The sequence below is a fragment of the Flaviramulus sp. BrNp1-15 genome (genome assembly GCF_022259695.1).
Lineage (GTDB): Bacteria > Bacteroidota > Bacteroidia > Flavobacteriales > Flavobacteriaceae > BrNp1-15.
Genome location: NZ_CP092099.1, coordinates 1,410,422 through 1,430,253, shown reverse-complemented (window position 1 = coordinate 1,430,253; position 19,832 = coordinate 1,410,422). Strand labels below are relative to the sequence as shown.

Here is a 19,832-nt window from a genome sequence, read left to right as displayed (position 1 = left end):
CGCTAAAATAATGGCTTAAAGCTAGCTATTATAAGGTTTAAGTAATATTTAACAATACTAAAACGTATTTACAAAGTCCTGTATTTTATTTTTCAAGCTATTTGTTGCAGGTACAAGCGGTAACCTTACTGTATCTTGACATAATTTTAATGCCTCAAAAACAGCTTTAATTCCTGCAGGGTTATTTTCTTCAAAAATATAACCAATAACATCCATTAATTTATAATGAAGTTTGTAAGCATCTTTAGCATTTCCTTTTAACCCTAAACGAATCATTTCTGAAAATTCTTTAGGAAAACCTTGACCGATCACAGAAATTACTCCTGCTCCACCTGCTAAAACAACACCTAATGCTAAATCATCATCACCAGAAATTACTAAAAAATCTTCTGGTTTATTCTTTAACAGTTGTAAATACTGTGACACATTATTACCGGCTTCTTTAACTGCTATTACATTTTTAAAATCGTTTGCTAATCTTAAAGTGGTTGCAGGCTCTATATTTTTTGAAGTTCGACCAGGAACGTTGTAAAGAATAATATCTACTGGAGACGCTTCAGAAATAGCCTTGAAGTGTTGATATATCCCTTCTTGCGTTGGTTTACTGTAATATGGAGAAACAGATAAAATGGCATCAATATCACTTAAATCTGTAGATTTTATTTCTTCTATAACTTGTGCTGTATTATTTCCGCCAATTCCTAAAACCATTGGCACACGACCATTATTAGCTTTTGTAATGGTAGCTATAATTTCCTTTTTTTCTTGCTTAGTTATGGTTACACTTTCTCCTGTTGTTCCAGAAATCACCAAATATTCTACACCATTATCAATATTATAATTTACAATATTTGTTAAGGCATCATGATCTACACTTAAATCTGATTTAAAAGGCGTAACAAGTGCTACACCAGTGCCCAGAAACTTACTATTATTCATTATTACTTAATTTTATTTAATATAGTTAGGTATTTTAAAACCTCTGTTTTGAATACTTCAAATTGTTTTAAATCGGTTTTTATAATTAAATCGTTTACACGCTCGTCTGTTTGTAAAATGCCAATTTTTAATTTGGCTTTAGACTGAGCCGTTATTAGTTTTAATTCTAAAATTTCTTTTTGGTAATAGCTAATTAAAACATCAAAATCCTTATTTAAAAAAGATTGTAATTCTGTATTTTTAATGGCTCCACGCCAGCCAAAATCTTTTAGATTATAACATTCATCCCAGGAAAGTAAATCCTCTTTCTTACCTTCAGAAAACGCAATTATTTTTAATCTGTTTGGAAGAACTTTTAGATCATCTGCAAGCTTTCTAAATAATTCAAAATCATCTACTTCATCAACATTTAAGATAACACCCAAGCTTTCAACTTTATTATCAGTAACATTTATTTGTCTTTCCGATAACAATTTGTTTAAGTACTTTTTATTAGATTTTTCTTTAAAACCCTTTAAAATCATTTATCTTTATCCTTTGCGCAAAGGTAGCAAAAGTACATTCAAAATTTAGTTTAATATATGAGGTTTACATATTTATTTTTTTTGTTATATATTTTTATTTTTTCTGGTTGTAAGCAGCAGCAGCAACACCTTACAAAAATTGAAGGCAAACAAATTTCTATTACAGATTCTTTAGTTACCGACCCTGAAATTGAAACATATATTAAACCCTACAGAGAAAACATTCAAAAAGATTTAGATAGTGTTTTAGCATATTCTGCAGATACTTACACAAAAAATGATGGAGAATTAAATACAGCTATTGGAAATTTTATGGCCGATGCAGTTTATGATGAAGCTAATCCTATTTTTAAAAGCAGAACAGGTCATGACATTGATATAGTATTATTAAATCATGGCGGTATTCGTTCTATTTTATCAAAAGGAAATATTACTAAAAGAACTGCTTTTGAGATAATGCCTTTTGAAAACAATATAGTAGTTGTGGCTTTAAAAAGCAATCAAATAGATAGTTTGATACATTATTTAAGCAGATCAAAAAGAGCGCACCCTATATCTAAACTTAAATTGAAACTAGATAAAGATTATAAAGTTCTAGAGGCAAAAATAAAAGAGAAGGCTATTGAATCTAACCAAACTTACTATGTAGCAACAAATGATTACTTATATAATGGTGGTGATAACATGAGTTTTTTTAAACCAAATGACAGTCTTTATGTTTTAAACTACAAAATTAGAAATGCCTTAATAGATAATTTTATAAAAAAAGACACTATAAACCCCGTAATTGATGATAGATTCATCCAAATAAAATAAACAGATGAAACGTAGAGAATTTATTCAACAAGCATCGGCAGGAACAGCATTAGTTACACTTGGCAGCTTAGGTTTACAATCATTCACAACAGTTAGTACGACTACTAAAATAACTATATTACATACTAATGATGTACACAGCCATATTGATGCTTTTGGACCAGAAGATGGAAGAAATGCAAATAAAGGCGGTGTTGCCAGACGCGCTAGTTTAATAGAATCCATTAGAAAGGAAAATCCAAATACTTTACTATTAGATGCCGGTGATATTTTTCAAGGCACTCCTTATTTTAATTACTATGGTGGCGAATTAGAGTTTAAATTAATGAGTAAGCTTAAATATGATGCTGCCACAATTGGAAATCATGATTTTGATAATGGTATTGATGGATTATTTGCACAATTACCTCATGCAGAATTTCAATTTGTTTCAGCAAATTATGATTTCTCAAATACCATAATGGATACACACTCTAAACCTTATAAAATTTTCAAGAAAGATGGTATTAAAATAGGTGTTTTTGGTTTAGGAATTGAATTGGATGGTTTGGTTGCTCCTTCTTTATATAAAGAAACCAAATATTTAGACCCTATAGAAATTACTCAAGACATGACTCGCATTTTAAAAGAAAATGAAAAATGTGATTTAATTATTTGCTTATCGCACTTAGGGTATAATTATAGAAATAGCGAAACCAAAATAAGTGATTTAAAACTTGCTGCTGCAACAAAAGACATTGACTTAATTATTGGTGGGCATACACACACATTTTTACGAAAGCCAACAGTTGTGAAAAATGTTGAAAATAAGAATATGTTAGTAAACCAAGTAGGTTGTTATGGTATTAATCTAGGTAAAATAGATTTTTATTTTGATACAGATAAGAATAAATCTGCTAATGGTACTTCTATAATAGTTTAAGCTAAAATATTATCTGAAGAATACGTTTCATTAAGCTCAACTGGTTTAGATTTTTTTACATAGCTTTCAATCATAGCATAACTAAATAAAAAATATAGCCCTACAGCATATAATATTTTGTGTAGCATAATAAAATTCCAATCATAAAAATAATAGAGATTTACATAATCTATAATTGTTGAAAAACCAAAACAAACACTACTAGCTAAAAAAAGAATAGACCTCTTGGTTTGCGTATTTAAATAAATACCAAATGACAAAAAAGCTAATATAATAAGCACTAAACTTTTGGCTGTAAATAGATTTACTTCTATATCATCAGAAATAGTACTTTTCAAAACGCCTTGTAATACATATAAAAAGTATATGTTTATTGAAAATACAACAACCAAATAAAGACCTACAATTTTCTCCAGATCAAATAATTTAAATTTTGGTATCACAATTAATAACAAATACACAAAACTTAAAGCATGGAGTATATTACTTATATAAAAAGTAGTATCATTATTTAAAAATACTGATGAAATATCTCCTAAAAAGGATAAAACTAAAAAAGATATAAATGGCAAACTTAGTCTTTTATACTTGGTTACAAAAACCAATAAAAAAACTGGAATAAATAACAGTGATGCAGTTTGCATGAATAATTCTTTATGGTAAAAAGCACCCAAAAAATTAATTGCAATCAATAATAGTAAAACACAGAAAAATAGTTTACTAAAAGTAAATTTGTTTCCTTTTTTCAAAATATTCACATAAGTAGGTTATCTCAAATATATAAATATTTTTCAATTTAAACGATAAAATAACACTTTTCATCGATTATTTTGATTAAAAATGTAATTCATCTGATTTTTTAAAAATTTCTTTTTAAGTAACCACAATTTATTGCGTCTAATTATTCAAATTAGAATAAAATGAAAAAGTTTACACCTTTAGTTTTAAGAATAATTGTAGCTATTATACTCATACAAACATTACGTTTTAAATTTACAGCTCATCCAGACAGTATATACATTTTTGAAAAAGTAGGATTAGAACCTTATGGTAGAATAGGCATAGGTATTTTAGAATTAATTGCTGGAATATTGTTGCTTATTCCTAAAACCATTTGGATTGGCGCCACACTTACTTTAGGAATTATTGGAGGAGCAATACTTATGCATTTAACACAATTAGGAATTCAAATTAATGGTGATGGAGGCGTTCTATTTATAACAGCAATCATTACATTTGTACTATCTTCTATTATTCTTTATTTATACAGGAAAGACTTACCATTTAAAAAGAAACAAGCTATAAATTAATCTAATAGCATGTAATTATTTTCTTCTGTTTTTTGGTTAAGTAATTTAGATTGCTGATAATAGAAATAAAAGGCTACCATAGCAAGTGTAGTTCCTATTACATTTAGCAAACTTCTCTGTGTTATATATATGTAGGCAACATCAATAAATTCTGAAAAAACAATAAATACAGAACCTATAAACAGATATAAAGATTTTTTATTGTCTCTATAAAAATAGTTTAATAAGGCAACAGCCAACAACAGTACTACTACTATGTTGTAAACCAATTCTAAATAATAATCGCTTTCTAAAACTAAATTAGGATGAATAATTATCTGTAACACATATACCAGATATACATTTAAAATACTTAAAACCAGCAAGTGAATTTTAAAGTTTTTTATTACGTGTTTAAGACTAAGTGATTTCACAATCTTAACAACCAAAAACATATAAGCAATAATATATAGTGAGTTTCCTATATAATATTGATAATCATATAACTTCCCTGTTTGATCTATCGGCATATTATTAATTACCAATGCCATCAAATCTGCAATAGAATAAAGAATTAAAAACAGAAAAAACCAAATACTTTTTTTACTTATAAACAACATATAAGTTAACGTAATCAGTGGTATGATTAATGCATTTAAATTATATGCAACTATGTCGTTGCCACTAAATTCGAATATAGCAAACAACACATAACATATTGAGATAAAACCTATCAAGACTTTCGACTTGTACATAACAGCAATTTGGGGTTCTGCGTCAAATATAAAATTATTTTACAAATAAACGATAAAAAAAAGCATTTTATCGATAAAAAAACAATTTTATTTTATTTTTTGTAGGAATTCATTTTCATTTATTATTTCAACGTTTAACTTTTCTGCTTTTTCTTTCTTACTTGGTCCCATTTTATCACCCGCAACTATAAAACTGGTTTTTGAAGATATTGAAGATGAGACTTTCCCTCCATTATCTTCAATCAATTTTTTAAGTTCATTACGTGAAATAGACTCAAATACACCAGAAACAACAAAAGTTAGCCCTTTTAATTTTTCTGTTTGATTTGCTAATTTTTCAGCTGAAATTTCAAGTTGAACCCCAAAACTTCGTAATCTTTCTATAATTAAATTATTTTCTTCAGAATTAAAAAACTCTGCAACACTTTCCGCAATTTTAACTCCAATTTCATCAACATTTATCAAATCTTCTTCTGTGGCATTTGCCAAAGCATCTATACTTTTATAATGTTTAGCTAGCTTTTTTGCAACAGTTTCTCCAACATAGCGAATGCCTAAACCATACAAAACACGTTCAAATGGTATTTGTTTAGACAACTCAATGCCTTTAATTAAGTTATCAGCACTTTTTTCTGCCATTCGCTCTAAAGGAATGACTTGCTCTTTGGTTAATTCATATAAATCTGAGTAGTTATTAATCAAGCCTTCGTTTACCAAAAGCGCTACAGTTTCACCTCCTAAGCCTTCTATATCCATTGCTTTTCTGGAAATATAATGCTGAATTCGCCCAATAACCTGTGGTTTGCAACCATTATAATTTGGACAATAATGTTGTGCTTCCCCTTCAGTTCTTACCAATTCGGTTTCACATTCCGGACAATGTGTAATATATTTTGTTGGCTGAGAATGGTCTGGACGCTTACTTAAATCTACAGCAATAATTTTTGGAATAATCTCACCTCCTTTTTCCACAAAAACCTCATCTCCTATTCTAACGTCCAACTTTTCAATTTGATCTGCATTATGCAATGATGCACGTTTTACAATAGTTCCAGCTAACAAAACAGGCTCTAAATTAGCAACAGGCGTAATGGCTCCAGTACGACCAACTTGATATGAAATACTATTTAGTTTTGTTGAGACTTGTTCTGCTTTAAACTTATAGGCCATTGCCCAACGTGGAGCTTTAGCAGTAAAACCTAATTCTTCTTGCTGATAAAAACTATTAACCTTAACAACTACACCATCAATTTCATACGGTAATTCCTTTCGTTTTGTATCCCAAAAATTAATATACTCTAAAACTTCATCAATAGAATTTACCAATTTAGCTTCATTGGGTACTTTAAAACCCCAATCTCGAGCTTTTTGCAAACCTTCAAATTGAGTTTGAATTGGCAGATTACTTCCTATTAAACTATACAACAAACAGTCTAAAGGACGTTTCGCCACTTCGCTACTGTCTTGTAATTTCAAACTTCCTGAAGCCGTATTTCTAGGATTTCTGTATGGCTCTTCTCCTATTTCTATACGCTCTTCATTTAATTTATGAAATCCTGCTAATGGCAGTACAATTTCGCCGCGAATGTTGAATTTATCAGGATAATCTCCCTTTAATTGAAGCGGGACAGAACGAATGGTTTTTACATTGGTTGTGATATCGTCTCCTTGAAATCCATCTCCACGCGTAACGGCACTTACCAAATTCCCTTTTTCGTAAGTTAAATTAATGGAAGCACCATCATATTTTAATTCACATGTGTATTGAATATCTCCATCTACAAGCTTCCTTATTCTTGTCTCCCAATCTTGAAGATCTTCTTTAGAATATGAATTATCTAACGAATACATTCTATGCTCATGAGCTACAGTTTCGAAACTTTTGGTAACTTCTCCACCTACACGTTGTGTTGGTGAATTAGGATCAAAATATTCTGGATATTTAGCTTCTAATTCCTGTAATTCTTTAAGTTTTATATCGAATTCGTAATCGCTAATTACTGGTTTATCTAACACATAGTAGTAATAATTGTGTTGACGTAATTCCTCGCGTAAATCTTCTATTTTTTGTTTTGGACTCATTAATTTTTAATTCCTTTTATCATTCTATCTTTCTTGAAGATATCTTGTTTTAGTTTAATATTTTTAAAATCATTGTCTGCCAACAATTCAATCATTTTGTTACCAAGATACTCATTGATTTCAAAATACAAAGCACCTTCTGTCGTCAAATTATTCAATGCAAACTCAGTAATGGCTTTATAGAATTTTAATGGGTTTTCATTTTCCACAAACAGTGCTGAATGCGGCTCATTATCTATTACATTTGCCTTCATTTCCTGTTTTTCCTGTTTTCGAACATATGGTGGGTTAGAAACAATAATATCAAATTCTTCGTCTATTATAGGCTGTTCTAATATACTAGCCTCAATAAACTCTATGTCTACTTCGTTTAATTTTGCATTTTGTTTTGCAATATGTAATGCTTCTGCAGAAACATCTAAAGCATACACTTTGGTATTAGGTAAATTTTTAGCCAATGAAATTGCAATACAACCGCTTCCTGTACCAATATCAAGAACAGATAACTTATCTTTAGGTTTTACTGCTTGATCATTTAAAATCCACTCTACCAATTCTTCAGTTTCTGGCCTTGGTATTAACACATGCTCATTCACTTTAAACGGTAATCCAAAAAATTCTGTTTCACCTAAAATATATTGAATTGGCTTTTGCTGATTAAGCAACTTTAAGGCTTTTAAAATCTTTTCACTATCACCTATTTTAAGATCTGAATGTATTGCCAGCTGAATCCTGGAAATATTATAATACGAATCAATTAACATGTAAAAAAAGCTATCTACTTCTTCTTTTATATAAAGTGAATCTAATTCTTGATGAAATATATTTTTAATATCTTTTAAAATCATAAATCTTTAATCATCCATACCCCACATGAGTAATGTCCTGTATTACCTAAAGCTCCTTTTAAGTGCTTAAAACCATTACTTTCGTAAATATGTATTGCCGCTTTAAGTTGCGATGCAGATTCTAAATAACATTGTTTATAACCTAGCTCTTTAGCCGTTTGCATGCATTTCTTAAATAATTTTCTACCTAAACCTTCACCTCTCACTTTAGGTGAAAAGTACATTTTTTGAATTTCACACACATCAGCTTCAAAATCCTTTAAAGGTTTTATTCCTCCGCCACCTAAAACTTCCCCATTTAAATCTATTACATAATAAATATCATTATTATTTTGGTAAGATTCATACATCCTAGGAGTTTCATCGTCTGAATACGCAGTGCCCTCTAATGGTATTTTAAATTCATGAAAACAAGCTCTAATTACTGCTTCTATTTGCTTATTATCCTGAGGTTCAATTTCTCTGATAACGATGTTGTTCATACCCGTTTTTTAATCTTATTTTTGCAATGTGAATATACATGAAAAATATATAAAACGATGCATTGAAATTGCCAAAAACGGATTGGGAGCCACCAGACCAAACCCTATGGTTGGGAGTGTAATTGTTCTTGAAGATAAAATTATTGGAGAAGGCTACACAAGCGCTTACGGCAGCAATCATGCAGAAGTTAACGCAATAAACTCAGTAAAAAACAAAGATTTATTAAAAGAAGCTACATTATATGTTACTCTAGAACCTTGTTCACACTTTGGCAAAACACCACCTTGTAGCGATTTAATAATAGAACATAAAATTCCCAATGTTGTAATTGGAACAATTGATACCCACAGTAAAGTTTCAGGAAAAGGTATAGAAAAACTTATTAAAGCTGGTTGCAATGTTACAGTTGGTATTTTGGAAGATAAATGCAAACAGCATCATAAGCGCTTTTTTACATTCCACAATAAAAAACGACCATATATTATCTTAAAATGGGCAGAAACTACCGATGGATTTATTGCTCCAAGAACAAAAAAAGAAAAGAAGCCTGTTTGGATTACTAATACTATTTCACAACAATTAGTACATAAATGGCGCGCTGAAGAACAAGCTATATTAGTAGGCACAAACACAGTTCTACAAGACAATCCTACCTTAACAGTTAGAAATTGGACAGGACAAAACCCAACCAGAATTGTAATAGATAAAACTGAAAAGCTTTCAAAAGACTTCAATGTTTTTAACAATGAAGCAGAAACCATTATAATTTCAGAAAAGAATATAGTTTTCTCAAAAGGTTTAGCCTCTCAAATATGTGAAACACTATATAAGATTGATATAAATTCTGTGATTATTGAAGGTGGACTCAGAACACTTCAAACGTTTATTGATGAAAATATTTGGGATGAAGCCAGAGTTTTTACTGGAAATATTCAATTTAAAGAAGGCGTAAAAGCACCTCATTTTTCTGGAAATTTAATTTCTGAAACACACATAGAAACAGATATTCTTAAAATCTTTACGAATGATTAAAACCTTAATTTTCGATTTTGGCAACGTATTTATAAACCTAGATATTGAAGGCGCTAAAAACCATGCCTTAAAACAGTTTGATATTGAAGATTTATCAGAAGAAATGTTAGGTTTTAATAGCTTTTACGAGCAAGGGTTGATTTCTACCAATGAGTTTCTAGAGTTTTTTTCTGATAACTTTCCACATATTTCAAAAGACCAATTAGTTGATATTTGGAACTATATGTTGAAAGATTTCCCAAAATACCGTTTAGAATTTCTTCAAAATCTTAAAAAAGAAAAAAAATATAAACTCATCCTTTTAAGTAACACTAATGAACTTCATATAAATTGGATTAAAAAAAACGTGCCATTTTATAATGATTTTAAAAACTGTTTTGATGCATTTTATTTATCTCATGAAATTAATCTATCGAAACCCAGTGCAGATATTTTCGAATTTGTTTTAAATGAAAACAACTTAGAAGCAAGTGAATGTTTATTTATTGATGATAATAAAGACAATATAATTTCTGCTAAAGATTTAAAAATTAAAACTTGGCATATAAAACCGTTTGAAGATGATATTATAAACCTTTTTAAAACAAACAGCGGTTTATTTGACTGAAAAAGACACATACAAAACTATTGAACTTGCTCCTGAACCTGTTTTATTTAAAGATAGAAACAGTAAATTTTTTGGTTATGCATTTCCTGTTTTAAACGAAGAAGAAGTAAAACAAAATATAGATTTACTAAAAAAAGAGCATCATTCTGCTAGACATTGGTGTTATGCTTACCAATTAGGAACAGAAAACATAACCTATCGAGCTAACGATGATGGCGAACCAAATAATTCTGCAGGTTTGCCTATTTATGGACAAATTCAATCTTTTGAGGTTACAAATATTTTAATTGTAGTAGTTCGCTATTTTGGTGGTACTAAACTAGGTGTTAGCGGATTGATTAATGCTTACAAAACTGCTGCACAAATGATACTTGAACAAGCAGATATTGTTGAAAAAACTATAAATATTGATTTTCTAATTCATTTTGATTATAAAAACATGAATACGGTAATGCGTATTATAAAGGAGAAAAAATTAAATATTATCAATCAAAAATTAGAAATGGATTGTCAGATTACCATTTCTGTTAGAAAAAAAGATGCAAATTCTATTTTTGAAATATTTGAAAATCTTTTTGAGATTAACATTAAAGAAGTATAATTTAATCTTTAAGGAGTTTTAAAATATAATCTGGCGCCATGATTGGTTTATTAGTTTTCATATCTATAAAGACCAACGTTGTACTTGCTGTTGTTAAAATTTCACCAGATTCATTTGTAATTTCATAATCAAATTCAATCTTAACAGTTGGCTCTTTTTTAAGTTGAGTTTTTACATTAATTACATCATCATAACCCGCTGATTTTTTATAGTTTATATTTAAAGAAACTACAGGTAACATAATTCCGTTTTCTTCCATCCATTTGTAAGAAATTCCGAGTTTTCTTAACCACTCAACCCGCCCCATTTCAAGATATAATGCGTAATTCCCATGATATACCACTCCCATCTGGTCAGTTTCACCATATCTCACTCTTATTTGTATTTCATCGATTTTCATTGGAAAGTTTAAATATTTTTTTGTAGTTTCGACGGACGGCTAAACATGAGAAAAAAATTCTGAAAATTCAATAGTAATTCATTTTTTTTTTAAGAATTTTGTTCACATATTTGCCTCACTATAAAAGGGGGATATGAAAAGTCAATTTTCATACAAATTCTAATAACTAACTAAAACCTGTAAAATTAAAAAATGAGTGTAACTGCGCAATCGGTATGGAATAATTGTCTAGAATTCATAAAGGATAATATTCAACCGCAAGCATATAAAACTTGGTTTGAACCCATAGTTGCAGTTAAACTTACCGATAACGCATTAAGCATTCAAGTACCTAGTAAATTCTTTTACGAATGGCTTGAAGAACATTATGTGAAAATCTTAAAAGTATCATTAACTAAAGAGTTAGGAGAAAAAGCCAAACTTGTTTACATTATCAAAATGGAAAACACGTATGGCAACAAACAACCTTTTACAGAAAAAATCCCGAGTTCTAACAGAGGCGCTTTAAAATCTCAAGACGTTGATGTTCCATTAAATAATAAGAGTCCAGAATTAAGAAATCCATTCGTAATTCCTGGAATTAGAAATGTTAAGATAGAATCTCAACTTAACCCTAATTACAGTTTCGAAAATTTCCTTGAAGGTGATTCTAACAGATTAGCACGTAGTGCCGGATTAGCAGTTGCTGCAAAACCTGGCGGTACTTCATTTAACCCTTTATTAATTTTTGGAGGTGTAGGTTTAGGAAAAACACATTTAGCACATGCTATTGGTGTTGATATTAAAGATAAATATCCAGAAAAAACGGTTTTATATATTTCTGCAGAAAAATTTACGCAACAATATATAGATGCTGTTAAGAAAAATAATAGAAATGATTTCATTCATTTTTATCAAATTATTGATGTATTAATTATTGACGATGTTCAATTCCTATCAGGAAAAACAGGAACACAAGATGTTTTCTTCCACATATTCAATCATTTACACCAAAATGGAAAACAGGTAGTTTTAACCAGTGATAAAGCTCCTGTAGACATGCAAGATATTGAACAACGTTTACTTTCTCGTTTCAAATGGGGATTATCTGCAGAACTACAGAATCCAGATTTTGAAACCAGAGTTTCTATCTTAAAAAACAAATTATATCGTGATGGTGTTGAAATGCCAGAAGATATTATAGAATACGTTGCAAAAAATATTAAAACTAATGTTAGAGAGCTTGAAGGCGCTATCATTTCGTTAATTGCTCAATCGTCTTTCAATAAAAAAGAGATTACTATTGATTTAGCTAGAATTATAGTTGAAAAGTTTGTAAAAAACACCAAAAGAGAAGTTTCTATAGATTACATTCAAAAAGTAGTTTCAGATTATTTCCAAATGGATATTGACACTTTACAATCTAAAACTAGAAAACGCCATATTGTTCAAGCTAGACAATTAGCTATGTTTTTTGCTAAAAAATTCACTAAAGCATCATTAGCAAGTATTGGCTCTCAAATAGGAAAGCGTGATCATGCCACAGTTTTACATGCTTGTAAAACAGTAGACAATTTATCTTCAACTGATAAACAATTCAGAAAATATGTTGAAGACATTACAAAAAAGCTTTCAGTTTAAAAATCACTTAAAATGACTAAAATTCTAATGGTATGTTTGGGAAACATTTGTCGTTCTCCACTTGCCGAAGGTATTTTAAAATCTAAACTCCCAGAAGATTATTTTTTTATTGATTCAGCAGGAACTGCCAATTACCATGTTGGAAACTCACCAGACAAAAGATCTGTTGCTGTTGCCAGAAAATATGGGTTAGACATTACAAATCTTAGAGGTCGTCAATTCAATATTTCAGATTTTGATGAGTTTGATATGATTTATGTTATGGATGAATCAAATTTTAAAAATGTTATTAAACTTGCAAGAAATGATGACGATATTGCCAAGGTTAAGCTTATTTTAAATGAAATTTACAACAATCAAAATTATGATGTCCCAGATCCATATTACGGTGGAGACGAAGGTTTTGAAAATGTTTACAAAATGCTTGATGAAGCTTGTGATATTATTGCAGAAAAGTTAAAGTGATGAATTCTAAAATTGGAAAACTATATTTAATACCTACCACTCTAGGCGATAGTGAGCCATTAGATGTTTTACCTATTACCGTAAAACAAACTATTGAGAAAACAGATACTTTTATTGTTGAAAACGAAAAAACTGCAAGACGATTTATAAAAAGAATTAGTCCAGAAAAATCGCAACCTTCACTAAAATTATTTTTACTTAATAAACATACTGACGCAAGTGATTTACCAAGTTTTTTAGAACCTTGTTTAAATGGTATTGATGTTGGATTGTTATCTGAAGCTGGTTGCCCTGGTGTTGCAGATCCAGGAGCAGATATTGTAAAAATTGCTCATCAAAAAAACATAAAAGTTGTGCCTTTAGTTGGCCCTTCTTCCATTTTACTTGCCATAATGAGTTCTGGAATGAACGGACAAAGTTTTGCTTTTAATGGCTACTTACCTATTGATAAAAGTGAGCGAAAAAATGAAATTAAGCGTCTCGAACGTTTATCTTTTGAGCATAATCAGTCACAATCATTCATTGAAACACCTTATAGAAACAATAAAATGTTAGAAGATTTATCGCAAATTCTTGACAAAAATACAGATGTTTATGTTGCTTGCGATATCACGCTTCCTACAGAGTTCATTAAAACAAAAACCGCAAATGAGTGGAAAAAAAATATGGTAGACCTACATAAAAGACCTACCATATTTATTATTCATAAAAGCTAGTTTACTAAATAGCTTTTGCTAATTTATTTGGTTTAATAAAAGATGTATCATATCCAGAAAATCTTTTCATATAATGATGCACTGTAGTACCATAACCATCAGCAAAATTATCTAAACCATAACTTCTTAAGTACTTTTTAACACTACCAGGACCTCCCAAATGAGCTGCAGCTAAAATCCCAGACTCTGTAACTATAATACCATTAATTCGTTTTCCTACAAAATTCTTGATATCCCGTCTTAAAATCCATTTATTACGTGCAGTATTTGCTAAGAATGCTTTTTCTTGAAGTCTTGGATTCTTTAAAAATTGAGCTGGATTTTTAATACCAATCATTTTTAAAGTTTCTGCTCCAAATTGATATTTCCCCAAATACCCATAAGTATTCACAGAAAAATAATTTCCTCCAGATTCTTTGAAAGCTAAAGCTTCTTTAAATCCTACAAAAGATTTTCCTAAATAAGGTGAAAACTCATAGTCTGAAGTGCTATTTGATGCTAAAAGCTTATCACTTTCATTTGCATCATCGCTCACTGTGTAACTTAAATCTAAGCCTTTTGTTGAGTACTTAGTTAAATCAATTGTTTCATTTGACTGAAACGAAATATGTATCAGTATACATATTGTAAGTGCTATTGTAATATAACTTGCAATATTTCTTACCATAGTTTTAAATTTTTTCAGCCTATTTTAATATAAAATATGCCTTGAAATTTGAGCGTGCAAAATTAGGAATTTTTTTAATACTATCAAAATTAATCGTTTATGTGTATTTTTTAGTTGTAGAATAGATGAAATACACCCCCATTTTTATTAAATTCTAAAGTTGGGAATGGTATTTTTATCATATTAAAAACATCGAAAATTGACCTCAATAATTTTGAATTTGTCCTAATAGCATTCAAATTTACATCAAAACTTAAATAGTATTGCCTGTACCTCGAATTACTTGTTAACACTTGATTGTCAATATCTTTCACTCCAGACAACATACCTTCAGCTCCATAACCAACAGCAATATTTAACCATTTGGGTATTTTACTACTTTTAAAAAATGAATGTAAATTAAAACTTAACCAATAAGTTTGCCCATTATAATCTTTCAAAATTTGCTCTAGATACGTTTCTCCAAGCTTATCTGGACGTTGAGAAGCATAATTTGTATGATGAAAAGAGTACTTTAAGGCAATTCGCTGCTCATTCCAGAGTAATTCTTGACCAATATACAATCCTGTTCCTGCTCCGTTTGCTAACATATCTCCCCATGAAAAACCCCATTCTTTAGAGTAACCATCTAACACCTCAACAGCTGTTAAAAAAGTAAAACCTAAAGTGGCTCCATATAGCAATTGATCTTTTTTACTAACTCCACTCCAATTTAATAACTGTGCGCCATGTTTACCCATTTGGTAAGATGTAAATACATGCCCAAACTTATCCATTTGAAGCCACTCTTCATTATCATTTAGTGTGTGAAATTTAGAACGCTCAAAATCTTTATACCAAAGTTCATTTAAACCCAACAGGGTTAAACCCGATATTGCAGCTTCAGAAATTATTACAGTATTAAGCCTTGGTTTATTTAACGTATCACTTGGAGTTAAAAATTGATTTAGAGTTGATTGCGAAAAAGAAATAAAAGGAAATAAAAGGAGAAAAATGATATGTTTTACGAATACCCTTTTCACTACCTATTAATACCTTGAGACGATAAATAACGCTGATATTCTCTTGCGTTTACATTATGTTGACTCAATGTTTTAGCAAATTTATGATATCCTAAACGTTTAGCATCAGCAGCAAAATACAAATACTGATGTTTTTCATAATTTAAAACTGCATCAATAGCAGAAATATCTGGCATTGCAATGAGCCCTGGTGGTAATCCTCTATTTTTATAGGTATTATAAGGAGATTCTATGTCTTTGTGAACATTTAAGACACGTTTAATAACAGTATTTTTATACTTAGGAAGTTGGTATGCAGCAAATTTTAAAGTTGGATCTGCTTGAAGTGGCATACCTATTCTTAATCTATTCATGTAAACACCGGCAATTCTAGGTTGTTCACTTGCTTGTTTAGATTCTTCATAAACAATTGATGCCAATGCAATAACTTGGTCTTGTGTTAAACCTATGTTATTTGCTTTTTGTGTTCTTACATCGGTCCAAAAGCGGTTATATTCCTTTAACATCCTATCTCTAAACCTTTCTGCTGATGTGTTCCAGAAAAACTCATAGCTGTTTGGTAAATACATACCAAGTGCTGTGGCTTCTTTAAACCCGTTTTCAGTTAAAAAAGTAGCATCTTTCATAGCATTTAAAAGCGAAACACTATCTGCTTCTATTTGATTAGAAACTCTTCCTGCTAACTTTTCTAACGTTTCCTGATTATTAAAAGACAATTTAATAGGCAAGTTTTTACTTCGTATTGAGTTTATAATATCATTATTACTCATTCCTTTTGTAATCTTAAAACGCCCTGCTTTAATATTAGTAGTGTATTTTTTCCTTTCTGCTAAATTGTCAAAAGAATCGATATCATCTAACAAAGGCTCTAATTGCCCTCTAACTTCTTCATAAGTAGCAATAGACGGAATAAAAACATAAGCTTCTTCATTATTAAAAGCTGTATTGGGTCTCATCATAGCTTTATAAACAAAATTGGCAAAAAAAGCTGCGACTATTAAACCTATTATAGCAATTCCTAAGAGTATCTTTTTTATATACATTTAATTTTTTATTAGCTGAAAAAAATATTCGTTTCTATAAGAACCATTTACCTTGTTCCAATCTTTTTTAAGTCCTACATTTTTAAACCCATGATTTGAAAAAAGCTTAATACTAGCTTCATTTTCTTCCGAGATATTACAATACAATTGATGTATGCCTAAATGAGTAAAACTATAGTCAATCAATAATTTTAGTGCTTCACTACCATAACCTTTTAATCTGTCATTTGGTTCTTTAACTAGAATTCCCACTCCTGCTCTACCGTTTTTAAAATCAAAATCAAACAAATCTATCATTCCTATAGCTACATCATCATAACTTGAAATAACTAATCGTAATTGTTTTACTTCAAAAATATCTTTGTGGGCATGCTCTAAATACTGTTTAATTAAATACTTAGAATAAGGTGTTTGCGTATTACTAATTTCCCAAATAGTTTCGTCATTCTCAATAGTGTGAATAAACTCTAAATCTTCTGGTTCTAAAGCACGCAGATATATATGTTCTCCTTTTAAAGTAATCATATAACACCTTTAAAAACATAATTAGCAGGACCAATAAGCCATACATTTTTGTATGTACCATTATCAACCTCAAAAGAAACTTGAAGTTTTCCACCTTCAACATTTAACTTTATAAGATTCTTTTCTGTTTCTCCTATATAATGCATTGCCAAAGCAACTGCCGTTACTCCTGTACCACAAGATAGTGTTTCATCTTCCACTCCACGTTCGTATGTTCTTACTCTAAATATATCATTTGCTATTTTTTGTACAAAATTAACATTACTACCGGCTTCGTTATAAGGTTCTCCATATCTTATAGAAGCGCCTTTGGTTTTAATATCAAAATCATTAATAGCATTTTCAAACTGTACATGATGTGGAGAGCCTGTATTTAAAAACACATGGTTTTTATGTTTTTCAATAACATCTACATCTTGCATTTGAAGTTTTACAATATCCTTATCTATTGTAGCATGGTGAACACCATCAATAGCTTCAAAAACCGCTTTATCTTTTATAACACCCAAATATTTTGCAAAAGCGACTAAACATCTGCCACCATTTCCACACATCGAACTTTCATTTCCATCGGCATTATAATACACCATTTTAAAGTCTAAATCTTTGTGGTTTTCTAATAAAATAAGTCCGTCTGCTCCAATGCCAAAACGTCTGTCACATAAAAAGGCGATGTGTTTGGTATTATTTTTGTCGAAAGTTTGATGACGATTATCAATCATCACAAAATCGTTTCCTGTTCCTTGATATTTATAAAAAGTCTGTGGCATAATAAAGCACAAATATATAAATAGTAAAGGAATATTTTAATCAATATTCCTTTACTGAGATTCCCGTTTCTCGGGAATGACAATTTAAAAGGAAACTTCAACAAAAATTGTTGAAGAATTAATTTTAGAAACTGTTTTAATGATTGTTAAATAGTCGTTAAAGTTGAATTTACAATTCAATAAATATTTAATTTTAATCGTTGATAAATAAAACTTAAACGAAAATTATGAAGAAGATTTTAACATTAGTATTGGTTTCGGCATTAGGTGGCATTTTTACCTTAGGAACCTACAAACTTTTTTTAGAAGAAGACAAACCTGTTGTAGTGTCTACTACAGACGCTAATCCTACATTTCTACCTACTAGCAATGTTAATAATTTGTTTAATAGTAATAAAGAATTAACAGACTTCACAATTGCTGCAGAAAATACTGTAAATGCTGTTGTACACGTAAAAAATGTAACGATTAGTTCTGGACAAATGACTTTTGAAGATTTATTCTTTGGCAGAAGTCCGCAACGTGCTCAAATGGGTACTGGTTCTGGTGTTATTATTAATGCAGATGGCTATATAATTACAAATAACCACGTTATTAATAATTCTGATGAATTGTCAGTTACTTTAAATAACAACAAAACTTATAAAGCAGAAATTGTAGGTACAGACCCAAAAACAGATATTGCACTTCTTAAAATTGATGCAGATGAAGATTTACCATTTGTAACCTTTGCTGATTCTGATAATGCTAAAATTGGCGAATGGGTATTAGCTGTTGGTAATCCTTTTAACTTAACTTCTACAGTAACTGCAGGTATTATTAGTGCAAAAGCAAGAAATTTAGACCCTTCGGGTAAATACACGCAATCTTTTATACAAACTGATGCGGCCGTAAATCCAGGAAATTCAGGCGGTGCATTAGTTAATACAAATGGTGAGTTAGTAGGTATCAATACAGCTATTTCATCGCAAACAGGTTCTTACATTGGTTACTCTTTTGCAGTACCAAGTAATATTGCACGACGCGTTATTGAAGACATCATGGAATATGGTAATGTGCAAAACGGTATTCTTGGTATAAGTGGTGGCGCATTAAATAGCACTTTTGCTGAAAAATTAGGAATAAACGACACCGAAGGTATTTATGTAGATAGTGTTGTAGAAGATTCTGGCGCAGAAAAAGCTGGTATTGAAAAAGGTGATATCATTAAAGAAATTGATAAAGTTAAAGTCTCAAAATTTGCAGACTTAACAGGTCAAATAGGTGCCAAACGCGCGGGAGATATAGTTAATCTTACCGTTTCAAAAGACGGAAGACTAAAAACAATTTCTGTAACATTAACCCGAAACGAAACATTTACTTTACCCTTAGTTGGAATGGTTAAAAATGCTAAAAAAGAAGATTTAAAAAAACTGAAAGCTCCCAATGGTGTAAAAATAATTCAGTTGAATGATCAATACGAATCTTATTGGATTAAAAATGGTGTGAAAGAAGGTGCCATAATTACATCTATAAACGACACAAAAATATACAGTGTTGATGATGCACAAGAAGCAGTTAAAAATAGATCATCTTATGAACCTTTAAGAATTGAACTTATAAATTCTAATGGAGAAAAAGAACGTTATAATTTTAAATAAATTTAGTTTAGTTTAGTTTTTAACCCTTCAAAAAAACATCTTTTTTTGAAGGGTTATTTTTTTGCC

At 30.0% G+C, this 19,832-nt stretch carries 23 protein-coding genes; 10 read left to right on the top strand and 13 right to left on the bottom strand.

Annotated elements, in window-relative coordinates; genetic code table 11:
• Window positions 1-57: 57 nt before the first annotated feature.
• Both dapA and MBM09_RS06485 read right to left on the bottom strand, forming a co-directional pair.
• On the bottom strand, window positions 58-939 hold the full coding sequence (dapA, locus tag MBM09_RS06490; RefSeq protein WP_238676035.1) for a 4-hydroxy-tetrahydrodipicolinate synthase: 882 nt from the start codon (window positions 937-939) through the stop codon (window positions 58-60).
• 2 nt (window positions 940-941) lie between these two features.
• Window positions 942-1,463 (bottom strand): hypothetical protein, encoded by a 522-nt coding sequence (locus MBM09_RS06485; RefSeq protein WP_238676034.1) that lies wholly within the window; start codon window positions 1,461-1,463, stop codon window positions 942-944.
• Window positions 1,464-1,520: 57 nt separating this feature from the next.
• On the opposite strand from MBM09_RS06485, the gene MBM09_RS06480 reads away from it, so the two are divergent.
• On the top strand, window positions 1,521-2,279 hold the full coding sequence (locus tag MBM09_RS06480; RefSeq protein WP_238676033.1) for a 5'-nucleotidase C-terminal domain-containing protein: 759 nt from the start codon (window positions 1,521-1,523) through the stop codon (window positions 2,277-2,279).
• A gap of 4 nt (window positions 2,280-2,283) precedes the next feature.
• Entirely contained in the window at window positions 2,284-3,201 is a 918-nt protein-coding gene (locus MBM09_RS06475; RefSeq protein WP_238676032.1) for a bifunctional UDP-sugar hydrolase/5'-nucleotidase, read from the top strand.
• Here MBM09_RS06475 and MBM09_RS06470 read toward each other — a convergent pair.
• Window positions 3,198-3,845 carry a hypothetical protein gene (locus MBM09_RS06470; protein WP_238676031.1) on the bottom strand — a complete coding sequence of 216 codons (648 nt, stop codon included), beginning with the start codon at window positions 3,843-3,845 and terminating at the stop codon, window positions 3,198-3,200. The genes MBM09_RS06475 and MBM09_RS06470 overlap by 4 nt on opposite strands.
• 276 nt (window positions 3,846-4,121) lie before the next feature.
• Between MBM09_RS06470 and MBM09_RS06465 the strand changes: the two genes are divergently transcribed.
• Window positions 4,122-4,511, top strand: a complete 390-nt coding sequence (locus MBM09_RS06465) for a DoxX family membrane protein (protein ID WP_238676030.1) — start codon at window positions 4,122-4,124, stop codon at window positions 4,509-4,511.
• Here MBM09_RS06465 and MBM09_RS06460 read toward each other — a convergent pair.
• From MBM09_RS06460 to MBM09_RS06445, 4 genes are all read right to left on the bottom strand, one after another.
• Entirely contained in the window at window positions 4,508-5,245 is a 738-nt protein-coding gene (locus MBM09_RS06460; RefSeq protein WP_238676029.1) for a hypothetical protein, read from the bottom strand. The two genes, MBM09_RS06465 and MBM09_RS06460, sit on opposite strands and share 4 nt — an antisense overlap.
• Window positions 5,246-5,332: 87 nt before the next feature.
• Entirely contained in the window at window positions 5,333-7,327 is a 1,995-nt protein-coding gene (ligA, locus tag MBM09_RS06455; protein ID WP_238676028.1) for an NAD-dependent DNA ligase LigA, read from the bottom strand.
• Window positions 7,327-8,175, bottom strand: coding sequence for a peptide chain release factor N(5)-glutamine methyltransferase (prmC, locus tag MBM09_RS06450; protein ID WP_238676027.1), 849 nt, complete (start codon window positions 8,173-8,175; stop codon window positions 7,327-7,329). Before prmC ends, ligA begins: the two co-directional genes overlap by 1 nt.
• Window positions 8,172-8,657, bottom strand: coding sequence for a GNAT family N-acetyltransferase (locus MBM09_RS06445; protein ID WP_238676026.1), 486 nt, complete (start codon window positions 8,655-8,657; stop codon window positions 8,172-8,174). Before MBM09_RS06445 ends, prmC begins: the two co-directional genes overlap by 4 nt.
• Before the next feature lie 28 nt (window positions 8,658-8,685).
• On the opposite strand from MBM09_RS06445, the gene ribD reads away from it, so the two are divergent.
• The 3 genes from ribD to MBM09_RS06430 are packed head-to-tail and all read left to right on the top strand — an operon-like array spanning window position 8,686 to window position 10,898.
• Window positions 8,686-9,690 (top strand): bifunctional diaminohydroxyphosphoribosylaminopyrimidine deaminase/5-amino-6-(5-phosphoribosylamino)uracil reductase RibD, encoded by a 1,005-nt coding sequence (gene ribD, locus MBM09_RS06440; RefSeq protein ID WP_238676025.1) that lies wholly within the window; start codon window positions 8,686-8,688, stop codon window positions 9,688-9,690.
• Window positions 9,683-10,297: an HAD family phosphatase gene (locus tag MBM09_RS06435; RefSeq protein WP_238676024.1), complete on the top strand. Its 615-nt coding sequence runs from the start codon at window positions 9,683-9,685 to the stop codon at window positions 10,295-10,297. The genes ribD and MBM09_RS06435 overlap by 8 nt, the downstream gene beginning before the upstream one ends.
• A complete protein-coding gene (locus tag MBM09_RS06430) occupies window positions 10,290-10,898 on the top strand; it encodes a YigZ family protein (RefSeq protein ID WP_238676023.1) in 609 nt (202 codons plus the stop codon). Before MBM09_RS06435 ends, MBM09_RS06430 begins: the two co-directional genes overlap by 8 nt.
• A gap of 1 nt (window position 10,899) precedes the next feature.
• On the opposite strand, the gene MBM09_RS06425 is transcribed toward MBM09_RS06430, so the two are convergent.
• Window positions 10,900-11,298 (bottom strand): thioesterase family protein, encoded by a 399-nt coding sequence (locus tag MBM09_RS06425; protein ID WP_238676022.1) that lies wholly within the window; start codon window positions 11,296-11,298, stop codon window positions 10,900-10,902.
• Between the two features lie 192 nt (window positions 11,299-11,490).
• Between MBM09_RS06425 and dnaA the strand changes: the two genes are divergently transcribed.
• From dnaA to MBM09_RS06410, 3 genes are read left to right on the top strand one after another with little or no spacing between them, the layout of a single operon-like run.
• On the top strand, window positions 11,491-12,918 hold the full coding sequence (dnaA, locus tag MBM09_RS06420) for a chromosomal replication initiator protein DnaA (protein WP_238676021.1): 1,428 nt from the start codon (window positions 11,491-11,493) through the stop codon (window positions 12,916-12,918).
• A 12-nt stretch (window positions 12,919-12,930) separates the two neighbouring features.
• Window positions 12,931-13,383, top strand: a complete 453-nt coding sequence (locus MBM09_RS06415) for a low molecular weight protein-tyrosine-phosphatase (protein WP_238676020.1) — start codon at window positions 12,931-12,933, stop codon at window positions 13,381-13,383.
• Window positions 13,383-14,099 carry an SAM-dependent methyltransferase gene (locus MBM09_RS06410; protein ID WP_238676019.1) on the top strand — a complete coding sequence of 239 codons (717 nt, stop codon included), beginning with the start codon at window positions 13,383-13,385 and terminating at the stop codon, window positions 14,097-14,099. The genes MBM09_RS06415 and MBM09_RS06410 overlap by 1 nt, the downstream gene beginning before the upstream one ends.
• Window positions 14,100-14,103: 4 nt before the next feature.
• Here the strand turns inward: MBM09_RS06410 and MBM09_RS06405 are convergent, their stop codons facing one another.
• The 5 genes from MBM09_RS06405 to dapF form a co-directional block, all read right to left on the bottom strand.
• A complete protein-coding gene (locus tag MBM09_RS06405) occupies window positions 14,104-14,766 on the bottom strand; it encodes a peptidoglycan-binding protein LysM (RefSeq protein WP_238676018.1) in 663 nt (220 codons plus the stop codon).
• 110 nt (window positions 14,767-14,876) lie between these two features.
• Window positions 14,877-15,788 (bottom strand): DUF2279 domain-containing protein, encoded by a 912-nt coding sequence (locus MBM09_RS06400; protein WP_238676017.1) that lies wholly within the window; start codon window positions 15,786-15,788, stop codon window positions 14,877-14,879.
• Window positions 15,788-16,831 (bottom strand): endolytic transglycosylase MltG, encoded by a 1,044-nt coding sequence (gene mltG, locus MBM09_RS06395; RefSeq protein WP_238676016.1) that lies wholly within the window; start codon window positions 16,829-16,831, stop codon window positions 15,788-15,790. Before mltG ends, MBM09_RS06400 begins: the two co-directional genes overlap by 1 nt.
• Window positions 16,832-17,356, bottom strand: a complete 525-nt coding sequence (locus tag MBM09_RS06390) for a GNAT family N-acetyltransferase (RefSeq protein ID WP_238676015.1) — start codon at window positions 17,354-17,356, stop codon at window positions 16,832-16,834.
• Window positions 17,353-18,126, bottom strand: coding sequence for a diaminopimelate epimerase (gene dapF, locus MBM09_RS06385; RefSeq protein WP_238676014.1), 774 nt, complete (start codon window positions 18,124-18,126; stop codon window positions 17,353-17,355). The genes MBM09_RS06390 and dapF overlap by 4 nt, the downstream gene beginning before the upstream one ends.
• Before the next feature lie 227 nt (window positions 18,127-18,353).
• On the opposite strand from dapF, the gene MBM09_RS06380 reads away from it, so the two are divergent.
• Window positions 18,354-19,766 (top strand): trypsin-like peptidase domain-containing protein, encoded by a 1,413-nt coding sequence (locus MBM09_RS06380; RefSeq protein WP_238676013.1) that lies wholly within the window; start codon window positions 18,354-18,356, stop codon window positions 19,764-19,766.
• Window positions 19,767-19,832 lie beyond the last annotated feature (66 nt).